The 17,720-nt window shown below is 44.0% G+C and carries 12 protein-coding genes; 4 read left to right on the forward strand and 8 right to left on the reverse strand.

What is annotated here, in order from left to right; all coding sequences use genetic code 11:
- The first annotated feature begins 215 nt into the window (after positions 1-215).
- Positions 216-1,949: a D-lactate dehydrogenase gene (gene dld / locus ACXACS_RS05440; RefSeq protein WP_474804940.1), complete on the forward strand. Its 1,734-nt coding sequence runs from the start codon at positions 216-218 to the stop codon at positions 1,947-1,949.
- Between the two features lie 214 nt (positions 1,950-2,163).
- Here dld and ACXACS_RS05445 read toward each other — a convergent pair whose 3' ends face one another.
- The 4 genes from ACXACS_RS05445 to ACXACS_RS05460 form a co-directional block, all read right to left on the reverse strand.
- Positions 2,164-3,624 (reverse strand): purple acid phosphatase family protein, encoded by a 1,461-nt coding sequence (locus tag ACXACS_RS05445; protein ID WP_474804941.1) that lies wholly within the window; start codon positions 3,622-3,624, stop codon positions 2,164-2,166.
- Positions 3,625-3,676: 52 nt separating this feature from the next.
- A complete protein-coding gene (locus ACXACS_RS05450; RefSeq protein WP_474804943.1) occupies positions 3,677-6,187 on the reverse strand; it encodes a TonB-dependent receptor in 2,511 nt (836 codons plus the stop codon).
- A gap of 192 nt (positions 6,188-6,379) precedes the next feature.
- Complete coding sequence (locus ACXACS_RS05455) at positions 6,380-7,408, reverse strand: FecR family protein (protein ID WP_474804945.1); 1,029 nt, start codon at positions 7,406-7,408, stop codon at positions 6,380-6,382.
- Positions 7,409-7,444: 36 nt separating this feature from the next.
- On the reverse strand, positions 7,445-8,053 hold the full coding sequence (locus tag ACXACS_RS05460) for an RNA polymerase sigma factor (RefSeq protein WP_474804947.1): 609 nt from the start codon (positions 8,051-8,053) through the stop codon (positions 7,445-7,447).
- 334 nt (positions 8,054-8,387) lie between these two features.
- Here ACXACS_RS05460 and ACXACS_RS05465 point away from each other — a divergent pair, with 334 nt between their 5' ends.
- Positions 8,388-10,418, forward strand: a complete 2,031-nt coding sequence (locus tag ACXACS_RS05465; protein WP_474804949.1) for a BCCT family transporter — start codon at positions 8,388-8,390, stop codon at positions 10,416-10,418.
- Between the two features lie 68 nt (positions 10,419-10,486).
- On the opposite strand, the gene ACXACS_RS05470 is transcribed toward ACXACS_RS05465, so the two are convergent.
- The 4 genes from ACXACS_RS05470 to ACXACS_RS05485 form a co-directional block, all read right to left on the reverse strand.
- Complete coding sequence (locus tag ACXACS_RS05470) at positions 10,487-11,251, reverse strand: M12 family metallo-peptidase (RefSeq protein WP_474804951.1); 765 nt, start codon at positions 11,249-11,251, stop codon at positions 10,487-10,489.
- Between the two features lie 70 nt (positions 11,252-11,321).
- Entirely contained in the window at positions 11,322-12,044 is a 723-nt protein-coding gene (locus tag ACXACS_RS05475; RefSeq protein WP_474804953.1) for a lipocalin/fatty-acid binding family protein, read from the reverse strand.
- Positions 12,045-12,591: 547 nt separating this feature from the next.
- The gene (mmsB, locus tag ACXACS_RS05480) at positions 12,592-13,467 is read right to left on the reverse strand and encodes a 3-hydroxyisobutyrate dehydrogenase (protein ID WP_474804955.1); all 876 of its coding nucleotides are present in this window, start codon (positions 13,465-13,467) and stop codon (positions 12,592-12,594) included.
- 14 nt (positions 13,468-13,481) lie between these two features.
- Entirely contained in the window at positions 13,482-14,981 is a 1,500-nt protein-coding gene (locus tag ACXACS_RS05485; protein ID WP_020744244.1) for a CoA-acylating methylmalonate-semialdehyde dehydrogenase, read from the reverse strand.
- A 98-nt stretch (positions 14,982-15,079) separates the two neighbouring features.
- Here ACXACS_RS05485 and ACXACS_RS05490 point away from each other — a divergent pair, with 98 nt between their 5' ends.
- Positions 15,080-15,964: a LysR family transcriptional regulator gene (locus ACXACS_RS05490; protein WP_014950688.1), complete on the forward strand. Its 885-nt coding sequence runs from the start codon at positions 15,080-15,082 to the stop codon at positions 15,962-15,964.
- A gap of 281 nt (positions 15,965-16,245) precedes the next feature.
- Positions 16,246-17,562: a methyl-accepting chemotaxis protein gene (locus tag ACXACS_RS05495; RefSeq protein ID WP_474804959.1), complete on the forward strand. Its 1,317-nt coding sequence runs from the start codon at positions 16,246-16,248 to the stop codon at positions 17,560-17,562.
- Positions 17,563-17,720 lie beyond the last annotated feature (158 nt).

Here is a 17,720-nt window from a genome sequence, read left to right on the forward strand (position 1 = left end):
GTAGTCTTACTTGTAGCGCCAAAGCGTAACAAAATGTAACAGTGAAAAGCTTATATTAATTTTGCTTAAAAATAGCTGTTTTTTAAGCACTCGGTGAATTAAATATAAGTAAATTATCTCTATAAAAAACGTTTGCCCCCTTTGTTAAAAATGACGTTAGTGTATAGTTCATCACCAAACTAATCCTTCCAAAACTTCAACACACAGAGAGAACCATGACCGTAAATGTTGACACTCAGTCTTTGATTGCATCTATGCGCGATGTAGTAGGGCAAGCCTATTTGTTAACTGATAAAGCGAAGAAGCAGCCTTATACCAAAGGGTTTCGCTTTGGCGCAGGTGAGGCGCTCGCGGTAGTAAGACCGGGAACATTAGTGGAAATTTGGCGCGTGTTGAAGCTTTGTGTTGAAGCCGATGTTGCGGTAATTATGCAGGCGGCAAATACAGGATTGACAGGTGGTTCTACGCCAGACGGTAAAGATTACGATAGGCCTCTTGTTATCATAAGCACCATGCGAATTGATGAGATTCAGCTGGTGGACAATGGAAAGCAAATTGTTGGCTTAGCGGGTAGCACTTTGTTTGGGTTGGAAGAGACGCTTGCGCCTTACGGTCGAGAGCCACATTCGGTTATTGGCTCTTCGTGCATTGGTGCTTCTATCGTGGGTGGTATTTGCAACAATTCAGGTGGCGCTTTAGTAAAAAGAGGCCCTGCCTATACCGAGCTTGCTCTTTTTGCGCAAATTGATGCCAGCGGCAAGTTATCTTTAGTAAACAACCTTGGCATCAATCTAGGTAGCGAACCAGAAGAGATTTTAAATAATCTTGAAAACAAGCGTTATAAAGAAACTGATGTACAGCACCCCGACGCTCGCGCCTCAGACAACGAATATGATGAGCGTGTACGAGACGTTGACTCTAACACGCCATCGCGTTTTAACAATGACGGCAGGCGTCTTCATGAGGCTTCAGGCTGTGCAGGTAAACTTGCTGTGTTTGCAGTAAGGCTAGACACGTTTCCTATTCCTGAGAAAAAGCAGGTATTTTATGTGGGGTCTAACGACGCTGCAGTGTTTACCAAAGTGCGTCGCGACATTCTTTCTACCTTTGAGAACTTGCCTGACTCGGGTGAGTACCTTCACCGCGATTGCTACGACGTGTCGAAGAAATACGGCAAAGATATGTTTATCGTTATCAGCAAGCTTGGGGCGAAGTTCATTCCAAAACTGTTTGCGTTTAAACGCAAATTCGATGCATTTACTGACAAGTTAGGTTTTTTACCCAACAAAATGTCAGACCGCGTCATGCAGTACATGAGCTATATTTTTCCTAATCACTTACCTAAGCGCATGGAAGAGTTTAGGGACAAGTATCAACACCACTGGATTTTGGAAATGAGTAATGATGGGGTAGATGAAGCCAAAGCCTACCTAGATGAGTTCTTCAAAGCTAATGAAGGCAGCTACTTTGAGTGTACTGAGGAAGAAGCAGATAAAGCGATTTTACACCGCTTTGTTGCCGGTGGAGCAATAGGTCGTTACCACGTAATGCACAGTAAAGACGTGGGTGCCATGATGACCATAGACGTTGCGCTTCGCCGTAACGACCCTGATTGGTTTGAAGTGTTGCCTAAAGAAATAGACGACCAGATAGATACCAAACTCTATTACGGTCATTTGTTTTGCCACGTAATGCACCAAAACTATGTATTGAAGAAAGGCGCCGACGCGAAAGTGCTAAAAGGAAAAATCCTTGAAACCTTTGATGCTAGAAGTGCTGAGTATCCTGCAGAGCATAATGTGGGTCATGAGTATTTTGCCAAAGACGCACTTAAGAATTTCTATCGCGAACTTGACCCCACCAACAGCTTCAACCCGGGCATAGGTAAAACCACCAAACTCAAAAACTGGGCTGAGCATGAAGGTGGCTGTTGTGGTGGGCATCATTAAAAGCAAATAACTCGACTCCAATTTAAATATTGGCAAACATTGCGATAGAGTGGCATTTTATGACTACTAATTTCTTCAAATTGTCAGTCATCTCGAAAATTAAGCTGTTAATAGAATATATTAGCAGCGCTATATATCTATACTTTCTTATTTGATTGAACGCCAACGTTATTAAGTGTTGGCGTTAAAGTGAAATTAGCCTAAAAATAAACAACTAGTAGAGTGAGTTGTGATGTTTGTAAGGTTCTGTATTGCTGAAAAGCCTTTCATTCATAAGGTCGTAGGGATATGTCATAGCATTGCCAGAGTCTGTTTTTTCGATATCGAAAGCATCGTAAAGTTCTCCTGTTAGAGTATACGAGCGATATGTAAGGGTGCTCTCGTGTATTTTTATAGCTTGGTAGGTCGGTGTATTTTCTCCGACTCTTTCTAACATAACATTGAATTCTTCGTATTCATCCCATCGCGTACTCTTTAGTGGATAAGCTTTAGGACTGCTACTTGCCGTAACAAAAACACTATTTACATGTGTTCCCTGCTTGTTTTTTATACTTCCTCTAGAGTACGCGTGATCGTGTCCTTGTAAAACCAGATCAACTTTGAATTCTGTTATCAGTGGCAATAAAGCACTGCGAACTGCGGGCTCGTCTTGCCCCTGACTATTTAATGGCATCCCACAGTTTGAAAATATTGGGTGATGAAAGGCGATAACTTTCCATTTTGCTTTACTCTCACTAAGTGCATTTCTTAGCCATTTTGTTTGCATTGCGAATGCTGTTTCGTTGTGCCTGATTTCCGTATTAACAATGAATACGTCGGTGTTAGGGTAATGCAAAGTATAAGCAGTTTCTTGTAATTGGTTTGATAACTCTGGTGAGGACGGAAGCTTAAACTGATCTTGCCAAAAGCGGCTTAAAGCCCACTTTTTTTTGCCATCGTGAAAATGATGATGGGCATATTCATGATTTCCAACCACTGGGACTACAGGAATTTCTGCATGTATGAACTGCCCTGCAGAAAACCACTGCGCCCATTCGAAGTCCCTAGCTCCATGGTCCACAAGATCGCCAGTATAAAGAGCAAAGTCTGCATCAGGCATCGCCTTAAAGCCTTTTCTTAGAAGTGCCGGAAACTGTTCACGCACGCCATTCTGTGCGTCTGAAAAGTACAGAAATCGTGTAGTTGAAGAGGAGGGGAGATCGGCCGTCTTCGTTATAAACCATTCAGACCATTTACCTAAGCTTCCTCGTACTCTATACGCGTAACGCATATTTGGTTTTAAGTTTTCAAATGTAACTTCGTGATATGCAACGTCGGCAAGGTGCGTGTTGTAGTGATATTGAGCTCTCTCTTGATGAACCTCGTCTCTAGATTGTTCATGAACGTTAGAAGACATTAAGTTACCTCTACGCAATTCAACGCGCTGTGTTTTTGCTTTGTAGGTCTTTGCTCCCAAATCGAATCTGGCGGCTGATGTAACAGGTGCAATTTGGGCAACCGTAACTTCAACTTCATCCGACGTACGCCAATTAACAGAAAAGCTTTCACTCGGAAGTTGGGTAGGATTAAGTATAACTCTGTCAGGGTATTCGCTTGCTTGCTGCCAAACTGGTGTGGTAGCAAGTGCTATGGTAGGTAGGCAACTAAATAATAGTATAAGTACGAGCTGCTTCATAACAATGCCTCTTGTGGGCAGGCATCTGCAACCTGCAGATGCCTGCATTAGACTAGAAGGTAGTGCGAACGCCTACGCCGTATGTTGCTGGAGCACCAACGAGACGAGCACCTGCATTGAGTTCTAGAAAATACTCTTCATCAGTAATGTTTCTCCCATATGCAAATGCGGTAAACCCATTACCCAACTCAAGATCCATATTGATATTAAGCAAGCCGTAATCAGGCACCGTATTGCCAGCTCCTGCATTCAATCGGTTAGTTTCTTCGTCGTGGTAGGTATAAGTCAGACGAGTAGAGAGTAACCGGTTGGTTGCAACGAAAATGCTATGATTGAGCGAGATTGAATATGAAAGCTCGGGTGAGCCCGGTAACGGGTCACCAACTGTGTTTTGCACATCATCGACACGGTTAGATGAAAACTCCGTAATTTCTGTATCGAGATAGGTGACGGATGAATTGAACGTTAATTGTTGGTCGCTACTGTTAAACAGCTGGGAGTTGAAAGAAACTTCTGCGCCACGAACTTCAGCCGCTCCAACATTTGTCCGTCCATTGGTGTCATTTGAAAGTCGGGTGGTTGCTTGCATTTCTTCGAAATCGTACGCAAATAAGTCGACGCTAGCACTCAAGGTCTCATCTGTATAACGCAGTCCTAGTTCAAACGAATCTACGGTTTCAGAGTCAAATGGCTCCGTCTCTTCTAAGGAAAATATTGATGTACCATCAAAGCCACCTGCTCTGTATCCATTGCCTAACGAGGCAAAAATATTCAGGTTATCAGAAAGGTAGTATTGAGCGGTTAGCTTACCTGAGACATTATTGTCATCAAAATCTCTGTCCCAAGAAAACAGGCCAGGGGAGTTGAATACGTCTTCATAAATAGAAGTTCCCCAAGGGTCTAAGTCTTGGTTGTAGCCTGAAAACTTAGCGGTATCTTGAGTATAACGAACGCCTGCAGATAGTTTCAGGTCGTTGCTTACAAACCAATCAATATTGGCAAACGTAGCAAAGCTGTTTCGAGTCTGACTATACGGAGAGGTGTATTGTGAGCGAACTGCGAAGCTTGTCCAATCGCTTACGAAATCCACCGAGTCGCTGACATAGAAGACACCTGCGATCCAATCAATGTCTCCTCCTTGACTATCACTGAAGCGAATTTCTAAAGAGGACTGATCAAGTGTTTCATCAAATGCATATTTGTAGCGAGGAAATGAGGTTCCGTCACCATTTCCCTCCATAACACGCTCACTTTCTTGATAGCCAAATAACACGTTTACGTTCAGATCGGCGTCTATTTGATGAGCTAATTCTCCATTTACACCTTCGATATCTATAGTGTGTCGATAGTACTCATCCGAGTAAAACGCATAAGGGTCGTCGTTTTCGCCTGCATTTCTGCTTATGCCAGAGCCTGTCTCATTTTCCAAAGCGATACGATCGTATTGAAGTGTGTCGCCATTATCAGAGCTCATAAAGTAGCGCAAGGTTAAGTCAGTGTTAGTCTGGAAGGTATAAACCCCGGTTGCACGGAAGGCAAATAGGTCTTTATCACCAAACCCGTCTCGCTCTCCCGGATCGTTCACTGCCGGAATTACACCTTCAAATCCTTCTGGCACATAACCTGAGAACAGGCCCGCTCCCTTGCCGTCCATGTAGCCACCACCTTGCTCAAACTTGGTAGCGATACGTACCTTTAAATTATCAGAAACGCTTCCGCCAAAAGCAGCTTCACCCTGCGTATACTCGTAACTTCCATACTCTACGCTGGCATAGCCTTCGAATTCTTCTGTAGGACGCTTTGTGATGGCGTTAATGACTCCTGCTGTTGTATTACGTCCGTAAAGTGTTCCTTGAGGGCCCTTGAGGACTTCAATTCGCTCTAAGTCGAACAACGGCATGCCAAGATAAGCATTAGACGTTTGGTAGATACCATCAACATGTAATGCGACAGAGGGGTTGCCATTAGGTTTGTAGTCATCAGCCCCACCAATACCACGAATTGTAATGAAACTATTGTTGGCTCCGCCAAATGCAGAGTTAATTGAAATACCTGGCAGTGCGTCTACCAAGCCTTTAAAGTCAGTGACCCCCGCATCTTGAATCTGCTGTGTATTTAATACAGATACAGCCGCAGATACATCCATTAAATTGGTGTCGCGCTTTGTAGCCGTAACCACTATTTCATCGATAGGTGCTTCAGTATCAGCAGTATCCTTTGGGGTATGAGGCATCTTGGGCCCTCGTTTCTTTATTACAAACGCCCCGTTCGATTGCTTGACGGCCTCTAACTCAGAGTTGGAAAGCAATTTTTCAAGCGCTTCACCTATTTCATAGTTCCCATTTAGCGCAGGAGCTTTAATATTATTGACCAGTCGCCCAGGTGCGATGATCACAATGCCCGACTTGAATGAAAGTTGGTTGAGTGCTGATGCCAAAGGAGCTGGCTCAAGTTCAACGCTTATGCTTTCTTGGGCAGCCGCAATTGCAGCGGTATTTAGTGACAAAGCTGTACAAATGGAAAAAGCTAACAAGTGTTTCTTTACACAACGCGACGATGTCATTTTACATTCTCCGGTACGGTCAGTGGTTTACTGCCGATTGAGTTCAAATTAAGTGTGTTGCAGTCGACTGTCGTGAACAAAGAGGCAAAGGGAGGAAATCTTTTTCAGAATTATGTCAGGTTTCACAAAACCTTCATGAATGTAACTGAAATGTTTGCGGTACTTCAGCATTCAAAAAAGCACCGCTAGCTGTTAATTTTCCGAATAAGTAAATGTAATCGTGCTACTTGTTCTTACCATTTCTAGCGGATAAGCCGCAGGCAAAGAATCAAGCAATGTGTGAACATTGGAAGGGGTAACTATGGTGTTTATCGTAACAGCATCAGAACTAAAACCTTCAAGAGAGAGGGTTTGCTCTACATAAGGCTGTATTCGATACAAGAACTCTGTAATAGGGGTATTATTAAAAATAAGTTTATTGTCCATCCAAGCGAGTGTTTCTTTATCTGAGAAAGTCGTTATGCCCGTCATCGGACCCCCAGTCAGTGGTGCAGAAACTCGTTCTCCTTGAGATAGGAACACAGGTGCTTCGCCTTGACCTGAGACTTTAACACTGCCCTCCACAACACTTACCCGAGTGGTTTTTTTGAAGCTATTTACATCTACTTCAAATTCAGTGCCTGTCACTTCTACAGTATTAACACCACTACTTACTATGAAAGGTTTATTGGTCATCGAGACAACATCAAAAAATGCTCTTCCTTGACTCAGCTCAATAGAACGGGTGTTATCTAGCTCCGTATACGAAACCCTACTTGTAGGGCCGAGAGTGAGTTTGCTGCCATCAGGCAACGTAATACTTTTTATCTGTGCTGTTTTCGTAGAGTAAGCAAAGACTTGGCTGGGTTGAGAAAATGATTGGTCCTGTTTACTTAGCAAAGTAATAACTGTAATAACTAAGGTCGCGGCGAACGCTACGAGCGCACCAACTTTCTTGTGTAGCGCTTTATACTTGAATTGGGTTGATTTACCTGTTTCTAGTGTTGAATTTATTTCGGTCTCATATGCAATAATGTCATCAGTAAAACCTGTTTTATCCCACATTTTGGCGATAGCTTTAAACGCGTTCCGATGAAGTACGGATTGCGTGTACCATTTGGTAAATGCTTCCTGATTTTGATGTGCTAAGTCTTCATCATTTATTAAAGTAAACCAATGAATGGCTTGTTCATCGATAGACTTTTCAATATTAAGGTGGGTGACGTTCGAATCCTGTTTCACGTTCTGTCTCTTTGTTTGTTTTTCGCTAAGGCACAATCAATCATTAGCATCTAATGAGCTTGCGAGGATAACCAGTGCACTGTTAAGTTGACGACATATATCGGCTATACTCCACCCCGTATCGTCAGAAATTTGCTGATAGGTTTTGCCTTCAAGTCGGCTTGCACTTACGATGTATTTTTGCTTTTCCGACAAAGTACAATACAAAGCCCCTAGTTGCTGTAAAGCTTGCTGTGAATGCAAAATTTTATCGGGCTCAGATAGTGACAGTAACTCTGATTCAAACGACTCGTCGTTACCGGGTACAACGTTCGCAATCCATCTATCTGATTTCAAAAAACGCAGTGTCAGGTTAATTGAAATTTTATATAGAAACGCCTTAGGGTTTTCAATATGCTCGCGAGACTTCATCTTTGCCAGCTGGTAAAACGCGTCTTGTGCTACATCCTCAGGATCTGGAGGACCTGAACCAAAGGTTTTTCTTAAGAAAGCGCATAATCCCTCCCAATGCATATGATAAAACGAAGAAAAATCTGACTTTTTAGTGGGCACTTTCGCCTTTGGCAATCCTTTGCAAGGGGAGGCTATTTCATTTTCTTGTTCACCAACAAAATTAACAGCATGTACTTTAGATAACGTATTCACATCAATCCCAAACAAATATCTTTCGAAAAGCGGTGTATTTTGGAAGGGGGACTATGTTAATTACTAATTATTACAGAATTAGTGTATGTGCCTAGACAGGCAAGCAGTATGTTTTTGAGAACGTTTAAATGTCGCTGGAAGATAGATAAATAAAACACCATGAACGCTCGCTATATGGGGAGATTTTTGAGTTAACGCAGTCGGAATCTGAACGTTCCGATTTCATACGTTTACACCAAGCCTGAACCGATTTAGACCTTCACAAGTAGAAAATACAAAGTTTGTACGCATTACACAGGGTTTCAACTTACCTGTAAGTGAAAAGGGATTTGCTATGAAAGGTCAAGTAAACAACTCCACCATCCTTCTTCCTGTATTTCTTCCCGCCGTTGCCATTATTCTGCTTCTGGTTATCGGAACAATCAGTAACCCCGAACTCGCAGCCGAGGCTTTCAACAACACATTGGCATGGATCACCGAAAGCTTCGGTTGGTTCTATATGCTGTCGGTGGCGATCTTTTTGGTCTTTATCGTATCGATTGCGTCATCTAGCTGGGGGAATATCAAATTGGGGCCCGATCATGCTGAGCCTCAATATAGCTTTCCTGAGTGGTTTTCAATGTTATTTTCTGCGGGCTACGGGGTAGCGCTGCTCTACTTCGGCGTGGCAGAGCCTGTACTGCACTATTCTTCACCGCCAGCAGGATCGGCTGAAACTGTTGATGCGGCGAAACAAGCTATGCAAATCGCGTTTTTTCACTGGGGTTTCCACATATGGGCGATTTATGGGTTAGTGGGCTTGGTGCTTGCCTATTTCGCTTTTCGTCATGGTTTGCCCCTATCTATTCGCTCTGCTTTGTATCCGCTGATAGGTGATAAAATTTATGGCCCAATAGGTCATGCAGTAGATGTATTTGCCATTCTAGGAACACTGTTTGGTATCGCCACTACCCTTGGACTATCTGTTACGCAAATCAATGCGGGGCTTAACTATCTGTCCGGTGATATCCCCATCGACATCATGGTACAGGTAGGTACTATCGCTATAGTGACGATAGCCGCAACAATATCGGTTATTGCGGGAATGGATAAAGGCATCAAGCGACTTTCTATTCTGAACATGCTTTTGGCTGTATCTCTTATGGGCACAGTTTTTGTCATGGGGGAAACCGTTCATATTTTAGAGACTTTTCTGCAAAATACAGGGAGTTATGTTAACGGTATTATCGAGCGCACTTTTAATCTACAAGCTTACAGTCGTAGTGACTGGATAGGGAACTGGACCCTGTTTATTTTTGGCTGGACCATCGCTTGGGCGCCGTTTGTAGGCATGTTTATCGCCAAAATAAGTCGAGGCAGGACCATTAGACAGTTTGTGTTTGGTGTAATGCTAGTGCCTACCATGTTTACTTTCCTTTGGTTTTCCGTGTTTGGTGACACCGCACTAAATGCCATTATGAACCAAGGGGTGACAACGCTTATTAGTGATGTACAGGAAAACGAGGCCGTAGCTTTGTTTAAGCTCTACGACTTGTTACCCGGTGCGTCAATCATGTCAGGTTTGACCGTGTTATTAATCATTACGTTTTTTGTGACCTCATCAGACTCAGGGTCGCTGGTTATTGATTCACTTGCTTCTGGGGGGAAAGAGGAAAGTCCGGTTTGGCAGCGTATATTCTGGGCGTGTTTGGAAGGAACCGTTGCAGCGGTACTGCTGTTGGCTGGTGGACTAAATGCACTGCAAACGATGACCATAGCAAGCGCCTTACCTTTTGCCTTCATAATGTTAGCGTCTGCAGCAGGACTTTGGCGTGCACTTGTCATCGAGGGCTATCGAAACAATAGTTTGACGGCGAATACGCTTAATAGAAATCATGGCCGCTCAGCTAGCCTCAAAGGGCGGTTTGCCGCAATGGTCGATTACCCGAGTCGAAACGAGGTGCATGAATTTATTGATAAAACCGTGATTGCTGCGATGAAAGACGTTCAGGCTGCTTTGAAAGCGCGAGAGTGGGAGGCGTTCGTTAAACTTGATGAGGAAACGGGAAGAGCCACCTTCACTGTTGAGCGTCACGATCACATGGACTTTATCTACGACATTCGCGTGACCGAGTATTTAGTACCAGGGTTTAGCTACGCAGAGCTGCGCTCGGACGAAGACGAGTCGGAAAAGTACTTTCGCGCTGAAGTGTTCCTTCGACGCGGCGGTCAAGCCTACGATATTTATGGTTATGATAAGGAGAGTATAGCTAAGGATATCTTAGACCAGTTTGAAAGCTACTTGCATTTCCTTGATACCAGTCCAGGTGAACTTCCTTGGGAAATGGATGCTTATGACGATATGCTTAACCAGCCAAAAAAGTAGATGAACTTTAGTGAATTGAAGGGAAAGCATTATCGCTTTCCCCTCGTATCCCCTAATTGCTCATTTACTTAATAGTAATTAGCGATCTGGTTGATTACCGTGTTTACCGCACGATAAGCATTTGACTCATTCTCAACACCACACGCTTGACCATTACAGCCCGACCAGTAAGGGTCAGAAAAATAATCTAGCTGGGTAGCACTACCGAATGCCTGAGGGTAGGCCATGATAGTTGAGAAGTTATTATCAACGCCATGTCCTATACCGTCACTATAAACACCACCAACTGAACCCTGGCGCACAGAGTGACCTAAGCCCATGTTGTGACCAAGCTCATGAACGAATGTAGATAACCCGCAATCAACGGCGCTGATGCTGTACATACGACTTTGCGAACTAGAGTACAATATACCGTTGTTGCCTTGGCCTACCCAGCCAATACCGCACACATAGCCTGCCAATTGGCCGCCTTCATAAATGTTTTCACGGTTACCTAGAAGCACAACCATGTCTGCGCCGTTAGAGGTTCGCGCGTTTTGTACACCACTGCTATCAGTTAACAAATCTAATGCACTTTCAGTGGGTTGTAGGTCGCTAGATGTAGCAGCAGAAGACTGAGCGCCCACTAAACGCAACTGTAAATCTATAGCATTATTTTGATAAACACGGTTGGCGTGTGAAATGTATTGGTTAATTTTAGTGTCGATATTAGACACATTGTTTGCAGCAGGTTGGGTGTAAAGCACCATTACATCGATGGTGGCTGCTGTTACTGATGTTGCACAAAGCAGTGAAACTGCCATTGCCGTTAAACACTTAAATGTGTGTTTCATTTTTATTTCCTTCTTGTTGTTTTATTTGAGCTTGTTGAATTTCCTGTGAAGCTCAACAGGCACTAGGGGATTAGTTTTGGCCGAGATCGAAGACTTCTTCAGCGTTATCGTCACTAAGCGGGCGCTCACTGTCGGGTTCGCGTTCGATGTGGTTTTGCATCATTGAAGACTTCGGCGCGATCCATGCGTATTTATCGTTGCCTTCAAGCACAAACACATCGCGAGGCGTGGCTAAGTTTCCATAGGTAGCATTTTCGCCAAGCGTTATAACGGCAGCGTAGAGAGAGCCTGCACCTGGGATATGCGCCTCTACAGTGCGGTCGCCGTTTGGATGAGTGACAACGTGGTCAACTTCACCGGTGTAACTGCCACCGAACTGTGGGATGTATAAATCGAGATACTCGCCAACTTCTACCGTCATTAATTCTTCACGATCAAGCTCAATGTAAGCTTCATCGGTCACATCAGCGGGAATATGGCCTTCTGCTTGAAGTACCTTTTTACCATCTTCTGATGTCGTCCAGACGATGGTATCTTTCTCTGACTTACCGTTGGTGTTAGTTACAGCCTGAGCTTTTAAGTCGGCTTTATTTTTCGGTTTGAAGGTATCGACACCTGTCGATAGCACTTTGCCGTTTCGTTGCTTTTCAACAGCGCCTCCGTTACCAACCGATTTTGACTCCGTTTTGGTCGCTACTACCTCTTTTTTGCCCGAGGACGTAGTATCGATAAAGGCGAAAATACAACCAATAGCTACAATTGCCGTCGAAGCGGCAACAATACGCTTTTTCATAGTGTGTTCCTTTTATTTTTACTTACTGAATTTAGGAAGTTGAACGTTCGAAATTAGCGACACCCTGCTTCTTCAAGCTTGCTTTAAATGAGCGGCACGAAGAACCAATGTGTTTAGTGAAATTGCTTAGTGAATTAAGTAAGTCATTAAAATGTATAATGTTTTTACAGTTAAAAAAGTATCGATTTGCATAAGGGGGTATAAAATTTAGCCCTTTAGTGCAGTGTAGATTTCTTCGTTGAAATAGCGGATTGCAAGATGTAGACCTAACATCGAATCAGCTTGTTTTAATCAGGTCGGTGAGAACGAATAAGTCACCTAAAAGTGGATTTTTGATGGTGAAAAGGGAACACCAAATAACAAAGGAATAATCCCGCTTGGTAAGGGGGTTAGCGAATGTAACAACAGCGCCATCTGAGTGGGTAATTATCTGTGTGGACTGATATAAGTTGAAATAAAAAAAGAGCGAGTAAAATCCTTTACTCGCTCAGTAAGAAGGCCACCTCTTCTGAGGGAAAGTAGCCGTCGGAGAACTGTTGGTTTTCTCTTATGCTAATCGGTTGATTATTGAAGAGAAATCCATTTCTGCATTGCCTTCTTCACAATGCATTTCAAACCACTTTGCAGCAAGTTCACCCATTGGTACTTGCGCGTTGACGCCCTTCGCGCCCTGCATGGCCAGCCCCAAGTCTTTGAGCATAAGCGCAGAAGCGAAACCGCCAGCAAAATCGTTATCAGCAGGGCTTTGTGGTCCCACACCTTTTACAGGGCAGTAGGTGGTCATTGACCATGTCTGTCCCGAGGCATTTGACGCGATATCGAAGAACACTTGCGCATCTAAGCCTAGTTTTTGTGCCAGCTGGAAACTCTCGCAAGTCGCAATCATAGTCGCTCCCAGCAGCATGTTGTTGCAAATCTTCGCCGCTTGCCCCGCACCATGGCCGCCTGCATGAACAATTTTTTTGCCCATCGCACCAAGAACGCCTTGCGCTTTATCGAAAGCGTCAGTATCGCCGCCCACCATGAACGTGAGCGTGCCGCCTGCGGCTGCTGCAACGCCGCCTGAGACAGGGGCATCGAGCATTTTGAGGCCTTTTTTCTCAGCCAGTTCTGACACACTTTTCGCCGTTTCAACGTCAATGGTCGAGCAGTCAATAAGCAATGTGCCTTCGCGTACAGAAGCCAGGATCTGATTTGAATAGATATCTTTTACGTGCTTGCCTGCGGGTAGCATAGTTATAACGATGTCAGCTTCAGAAACAGCTTGTTCGGTACTTTGAGCGGTAGTGCATCCCGCTTCTTTAGCTTTTGCCAGCGCCACTTCGCTTAAGTCAAAGGCCAGTACGTTGTAATCGTTCTTAACTAGATTATCTGCCATCCCCGAGCCCATGTTACCTAGGCCAATAAATGCAACTGTGGTCATAATCGTCTCCTCACTTAGCCCATGGTTGGAATAACAAAGGCGTTGTCGTTGGTATCTGAGCCATCAGGCCAGCGCTGCGTAATGGTTTTAACCTTGGTCCAGAACTTCACTCCTTCCATACCATGTTGATTGGTATCGCCAAATGCAGAGCGTTTCCAGCCACCAAAAGTGTGATAAGCAACCGGCACAGGAATAGGCACGTTAATTCCCACCATGCCTACGTTTACACGTTGCGCAAATTCACGCGCCGCATGGCCGTTACGGGTGTACATAGCAACACCATTACCGTATTGATGGTCGCTAGCTAAGTTAACCGCTTCGTTGAAATCTTTTGCGCGCACCATTTGCAGCACGGGGCCAAAAATTTCTTCTTGGTATGAGCGCATGTCTTTGGTTACGTGGTCGAAGAATGTGGGGCCGATGAAGTAGCCTTGACTGTCGTCAGGGATCTGACTGGTTCTACCGTCGTAAACAAGCTCAGCACCTTCTTCTATGCAAAGGTCGATATAGCCTTCAACGCGCTCTTTGTGCGCAGCAGTAACCACAGGGCCATAATGAGCGTTAGGATCTTCACTATGACTTACCATAATGTCTTTAATCGCCGGAATAAGCTTGGCTTTAAGTTTTTCAGCGGTCTCGTCACCAACCGGAACGACAACCGGTAGCGCCATGCAGCGTTCACCGGCACTGCCGTATGCAGCACCCACTAAGTCGGTTACCACCTGATCTAAATCAGCATCAGGCATTACTATGCCGTGGTTTTTCGCGCCTCCCATAGCTTGAACACGCTTACCAGCACGAGCGCCACGCTCATATACATAGTTGGCTATATCAGAAGAGCCTACAAAGCTCACCGCCTTGATAGTTTGATGATCTAAAATACCATCAACCACTTCTTTATTGCCGTGTACAACGTTAAGTACGCCAGCAGGAAGGCCCGCTTCAATCATAAGCTTTGCCAATTCAACAGGTACAGACGGATCGCGCTCCGATGGTTTCAGAATAAACGCGTTACCGCAGGCAATAGCCACACCGAACATCCACATTGGGATCATAGCCGGGAAGTTAAATGGCGTAATACCTGCCACTACACCCAGTGCTTGGCGCATAGAATAGACATCGATTCCCGGGCCTGCGCCTTCGGTATATTCACCTTTTTGCGCATGAGGAATACCGCAGGCAAACTCGATAACTTCAAGACCGCGCTGAATATCACCTTGCGCATCAACCAACACTTTACCGTGCTCGCTTGATAATAGTGCCGCTAAGCGGTCGCGGTTTGCTTCAACTAACTCCTTAAACTTGAACATTACACGAGCGCGTCGTTGAGGATTTGTTGCTGCCCACTCAACCTGTGCAGCTTGGGCTGTTTCAATTGCATAGGCCAACGTTGAAGTGTTAGCCAAGCTTACTTCAGCCTGTACTTCACCTGTGTTAGGCGCAAATACCGACGCGGTATTTTCGCTGCTATCCTCAAAATCTTTACCTGCAATAAAGTGAACAATCTTTCTCATGACATAGCTCCTAGGGTTTTTAACAATATTGAAACCTTGTGTTTGCAAAGACAATACATATACTTGCAGTATGGTGCTGTAAAAATGCAGGTGTTTAAGTGAATTGGGACGACATGCGCTTGTTTCTTGGTTTGGCAAGAAATGGTCGTGTAGCTATTGCAGCTAAAGGCTTGAAGGTAGACCCTACGACATTAATTCGTCGTGTAAAAAAACTGGAGGACTCATTAAATTGCAAGTTGTTCGAGCTTACGAAAAAGGGATATGTGCTAACCACCCATGGTAGTGAGTTGGTTACGTATATTGAAAAAGCAGAGCATTACTTTCTAGAGGCACAAAATGAATTAGGTGATGAACGCTCGCATTTGGCAGGTACGATCAGAGTGAGTGTTTCTGAAGGTTTCGGTAGCTGGTTTTTAGCGCCTTTACTACCCGATTTTAAAAAGCAGTATCCGGGGATCAGTATTGAGCTTGTGGCAACCAGCGGCTTTTTAAACCTGAACAAACGAGAAGCCGATATGGCTATCTTGTTAGAAAAGCCCAGTAAAGGCTTGCTGGTTACACAAAAATTAACTGACTATAACCTTTATCTTTATACCCACCAGTCCCTTATCAGCGACAACGAACCACGAACATTACAAGAGCTCACCGCCTTCAATTTAGTGAGTTACGTGCCCGATTTGGTTTACGCTCCTCAATTAAAGTTCATTGAAGAGACTGCTTTGTCACAGTTAAGTGCGCTTCGCAGCACCAGTATTAATGCGCAATATCAAATGCTTGTTAATGGCGCAGGGGTAGGCATTTTACCTAAATTTATGGCTGAAACTCAGCCAGGCTTAGTTCGACTCATTGAAAACGAGATTCATATTAAGCGTACATTCTGGCTTGCCACACACAAAGAGACTCATTCTCAGGCACGCTTTCAGGTATTTACAAAATGGCTTACAGATAAAGTTACACAATACCATTCAAAATTTCTCGACTAAAAAATTAGACGTTTATCTACTGTCTTTTGCAGGGTAAATATGTGAAAAAACGCAGGATAAAATCGAAGAAATTTGTCTGTATTCATTTAACCCAAGTGGTGAATGTGGTCTAGGCTATATTTATTGCATGACTAAACTAGATCATAAGGTACTGTCGAAAAAACAAACTTAAGCATCACGCTTTGTAAATCTTGCATACATTTATCAAATTATAGTTAAGGCACGATAAATAACTGCCGATACATTTTATATTACTGCCATTCTCTGTCAGGGAAGATCCTATGTTCAATAAACACTTAGTTAAAGAAAACGAAGCACTTAGAGAGGAACTACACATACTCAAGCAAGTGCGAGACGGGTTACGTGAAGACATGATTTTTCTTCGCCTAAACGAGCGTGGTGAGATTGACGAGGTCAATAGGATGTTCGAAGAGGAACTAGGTTACTCTCTGTCTCAAGTAAAAGGTAAACGCTTTTTTGAATTTGTTCCTGAAATTGCACGGAACACTCCTCATTTTAAAAAGTTAAAAGATGCCCTTGAACAGCGCGTTCACTACTGGGGGGCAATAGAATTTGTGCGTGCAACTGGTGATGAGGCGTGGCTGCGGGGTGTAGTAGAGCCTATTTTCGATATTAATGGCAACATACATAAATACTCGGTAAACCTAAATGACCTCACGCGCACCATCGCCAAGTCGAAAGAACACGAAGACTTAGTAGCTGCTTTACACAAATCTAATGCGGCGATTGAGTTCGATCTTAATGGTGTAATTCAAGACGCTAACGAAGCCTTTTTGAAAACCGTCAAATACAGTTTGAACGAAATAAAGGGCAAGCACCATAGAATATTCTGCGATACTGAATACGCTAATTCTATGGAATACAAAAATTTTTGGGATCGTCTAGCCCGTGGTGAATTCGTTGCAGGGCGCTTTGAACGTTTTGATGCGCATGGCAACAGCTTTTGGTTAGAGGCAACTTATAACCCTATTTGTGACTCTCACGGCCGCATGTATAAAGTGGTTAAACTAGCTACTGATATTACTGAGCAAGTTGCTAGAGAAAATGCAATCTCTAATGCTGCTGATATTGCCTATCGTTCTTCTAATACTACTGATCAAATTGCATCACGAGGGAAGGAAGTCGTAAGTGAATTGCTTTCTGAAATGTCTTCGCTGTCGGATCAAATGGACAGAGCTAAGGAAGGAATAAACGCGCTAGATAGCCAGTCTCAGCAGATAGCCACTATCATAGGTAGTATTAGTGCCATCGCCGAGCAAACTAACCTACTAGCTTTAAATGCGGCCATTGAAGCCGCGCGCGCTGGCGATCAGGGACGAGGTTTCGCTGTAGTGGCAGACGAAGTACGCCAGTTAGCGTCGCGCACTACCGAGGCTACGGAAGAAATTATTAATGTGGTTAAGCACAACCAAACGTTGGCAACCGATGCCGTAAACCTTGTGAATGAGGGTGATGCAAAAGCACAGTCTGGGCTTAATTACGCCAACGAAGCGGGTGAGGTTATTGAGCAAATCCAAAACGGCGCGAAGGAAGTTGTGGATGCAGTCGGGCAGTTTAGCAGTCAGCTTGTAAATTAAACATTAATAAGTAGCGTTGACATGAACGTGTAGAACGTAATCAATAAGCGTACCTATTGCCTCACTTGTAACACCTATGCTTGAAAAAGTGAGTTCATCCTACCTTGGTAGGATGAATTCGCCCCTATTGCAGGATGTGCTTTTGAGCGCATGCTGTA

This window comes from Alteromonas sp. AWM4_230, assembly GCF_056158305.1.

Bases quoted from the DNA above. Each gene is read 5' to 3' on its own strand.
- dld (WP_474804940.1), top strand. From the start codon at position 216: ATGACCGTAAATGTTGACACTCAGTCTTTGATTGCATCTATGCGCGAT.
- ACXACS_RS05445 (WP_474804941.1), bottom strand. From the start codon at position 3,624: ATGAAGCAGCTCGTACTTATACTATTATTTAGTTGCCTACCTACCATA.
- ACXACS_RS05450 (WP_474804943.1), bottom strand. From the start codon at position 6,187: ATGACATCGTCGCGTTGTGTAAAGAAACACTTGTTAGCTTTTTCCATT.
- ACXACS_RS05465 (WP_474804949.1), top strand. From the start codon at position 8,388: ATGAAAGGTCAAGTAAACAACTCCACCATCCTTCTTCCTGTATTTCTT.
- ACXACS_RS05470 (WP_474804951.1), bottom strand. From the start codon at position 11,251: ATGAAACACACATTTAAGTGTTTAACGGCAATGGCAGTTTCACTGCTT.
- ACXACS_RS05475 (WP_474804953.1), bottom strand. From the start codon at position 12,044: ATGAAAAAGCGTATTGTTGCCGCTTCGACGGCAATTGTAGCTATTGGT.
- mmsB (WP_474804955.1), bottom strand. From the start codon at position 13,467: ATGACCACAGTTGCATTTATTGGCCTAGGTAACATGGGCTCGGGGATG.
- ACXACS_RS05485 (WP_020744244.1), bottom strand. From the start codon at position 14,981: ATGAGAAAGATTGTTCACTTTATTGCAGGTAAAGATTTTGAGGATAGC.
- ACXACS_RS05495 (WP_474804959.1), top strand. From the start codon at position 16,246: ATGTTCAATAAACACTTAGTTAAAGAAAACGAAGCACTTAGAGAGGAA.